This is a genomic window from Shigella sp. FJ200513 (genome assembly GCF_040495915.1).
Taxonomy (GTDB): domain Bacteria; phylum Pseudomonadota; class Gammaproteobacteria; order Enterobacterales; family Enterobacteriaceae; genus ECMA0423.
This window is the reverse complement of sequence record NZ_JBDYCV010000205.1, coordinates 1-2,482: the sequence shown is the minus strand read 5'-3', so window position 1 is coordinate 2,482 and position 2,482 is coordinate 1. Positions and strand designations below refer to the sequence as shown.

General features: G+C 45.6%; 3 protein-coding genes and 1 pseudogene. All 4 read left to right on the top strand.

The genetic code is table 11. The annotated features are described in order from the left end of the window. Positions 1-138: 138 nt before the first annotated feature. Positions 139-360, top strand: coding sequence for a cell division protein FtsZ (kil, locus tag ABZJ92_RS21375; RefSeq protein ID WP_000560210.1), 222 nt, complete (start codon positions 139-141; stop codon positions 358-360). Further along, entirely contained in the window at positions 360-530 is a 171-nt protein-coding gene (locus ABZJ92_RS21370; RefSeq protein ID WP_001359121.1) for a YdaE family protein, read from the top strand. Before kil ends, ABZJ92_RS21370 begins: the two co-directional genes overlap by 1 nt. 74 nt (positions 531-604) lie before the next feature. Next, the gene (locus ABZJ92_RS21365) at positions 605-880 is read left to right on the top strand and encodes a hypothetical protein (protein WP_005049830.1); all 276 of its coding nucleotides are present in this window, start codon (positions 605-607) and stop codon (positions 878-880) included. 99 nt (positions 881-979) lie between these two features. After that, positions 980-2,401, top strand: a pseudogene (locus ABZJ92_RS21360) (RecE family exodeoxyribonuclease); the annotation flags it as partial. Positions 2,402-2,482: the final 81 nt, after the last annotated feature.

Here is a 2,482-nt window from a genome sequence, read left to right as displayed (position 1 = left end):
GGGAATATCTGCGGCAGCGGGCTTGTAATGGGTTAAGTGATAACAGATGTCTGGAAATATAGGGGCAAATCCAGCTGCTAAGTATTAAATAACTTTCCTGAGATTTCCTTTGTAAGACTGTTTATTAAGGAGGCTTCCATGATTGCTCATCACTTCGGAACTGATGAAATACCACGTCAGTGTGTGACTCCTGGCGATTATATTCTTCATGAAGGTCGGACATATATCGCCTCGGCAAACAATATTAAAAAGCGAAAACTTTATATTCGTAGCCTGACTACAAAAACATGCATTTCTGACTGCATGATTAAAGTCTTCCTCGGTCGTGATGGTTTACCTGTAAAGGCGGAGTCATGGTAATGACTAAGAAAATAAAATGTGCTTATCACCTTTGCAATAAAGAAATTGAAGAAAGCAAAATCATTACAAGACCACTTCATTTCATGCGTGGAGTTATACCAACGACGGAAATGAAAAAATATTGTAGTGAAATCTGTGCCGAAAAAGACCAGATGGCACACGAACTTTAATTAACTGACTATCCGAAACTGAATTTATGCCAGCAATGGCAGGGATTCGCTCAACCTTAATTAAGGAGAAAAACATGATTACCAGTTATGAAGCCACTGTTGTAACTACTGATGACATTGTTCACGAGGTTAATCTGGAAGGAAAGCGTATTGGCTACGTGATTAAGACAGAAAATAAAGAAACCCCATTCACTGTGGTTGATATCGACGGTCCATCAGGCAACGTTAAAACACTTAACGATGGTGTAAAAAAAATGTGTCTGGTGCACATAGGAAAGAATCTGCCCGCAGAAAAAAAAGCCGAATTTCTGGCAACTCTGATTGCAATGAAATTAAAAGGTGAAATCTGAAAAAAAGAAAGCCTGCACACTGTGCAGGCCTGAATGAAGAACCTGGGACATTTATTCATCACTCGCAGTAATTTTAATCTGAGTTGAGGTTAAAAAACAATGAACACCGATAAACAAGTTTACCCACTGTATTACGAAGCAAAAAATGACAAAGTAAGAAAACGTCTCGGTATTAAAGGCGGTTTTTACTGGGCTGAAGCGAAAAAATTATCCATTGCCATCTCCCGTGGTGCTGTTGCGATTGACGATGCAGGCTACGATGAAGATGACTTTAAAAAACCTGTTCGCGTCAATTTGCCCGTTGTTGATGACCTCCCGCCAGAAGGCGTATTTGATACGGAATTCTGCAACCGTTACGAAAAAGGCGGGGAAGATGGCATCACAATGGTATTTATCGCATCTTCTCCCTCTGTTCAGGACAAACCGGCCAGCACTGACAATACCAACGTCAACGGCGAAGACATGACAGAAATTGAGGAGAACATGCTCCTGCCAGTTTCCGGTCAGGAACTGCCCATTCGCTGGCTTGCGCAACACGGCAGCGAAAAACCAGTAACGCACGTTTCACGCGACGAACTCCAGGCATTACACATTGCTCGGGATGAAGAACTACCAGCTGTTACTGCCCTGGCTGTTTCCCACAAAACCAGCCTGCTCGATCCGCTGGAAATTCGCGATCTCCACAAACTGGTGCGTGATACTGACAGAGTTTTCCCTAATCCAGGCAATTCAAGCCTGGGGCTGATGACTGCTTTTTTCGAAGCATACATGGACGCAGACTACACCGATCGCGGTCTGCTGACAAAAGAGTGGATGAAAGGAAATCGTGTTTCACGCATCACGCGCACGGCTTCCGGCGCTAATGCTGGCGGCGGGAACCTCACCGATCGCGGCGAAGGTTTCGTTCACGATCTGACGTCACTGGCGCGCGACGTAGCCACTGGCGTACTGGCTCGTTCAATGGACGTGGACATTTATAACCTTCATCCGGCACACGCTAAACGTGTCGAGGAAATTATCGCTGAAAATAAACCGCCCTTTTCTGTTTTCCGCGACAAATTCATCACCATGCCTGGCGGGATGGATTATTCCCGCGCCATCGTGGTTGCGTCAGTGAAAGAAGCACCGATTGGTATCGAGGTCATCCCCGCTCACGTCACTGAATATCTGAACAAGGTACTGACTGAAACCGATCATGCCAACCCTGATCCGGAAATCGTGGATATTGCCTGCGGTCGCTCCTCTGCCCCGATGCCGCAACGTGTAACAGAAGAAGGAAAACAGGATGATGAAGAAAAAACGCAGCCATCTGGCGCAATGGCAGATGAACAGGCAACGGCTGAAACAATGGAACCGGATGCAACTGAACATCATCAGAACACGCAGCCGCTGGATGCTCAGTCACAGGTAAATTCTGTTGATGAGAAATATCAGGAACTACGGGCAGAACTCCATGAAGCCCGGAAAAACATTCCGCCCAAAAATCCTGTCGATGCAGACAAATTACTGGCTGCCTTGAGGTAGCCTGTGAGGTGTACTGGCAATAGCGGACACTACCATTTGTTCTTTTTTTAAGCAGCCATCTGATGATATTTTTCCCTG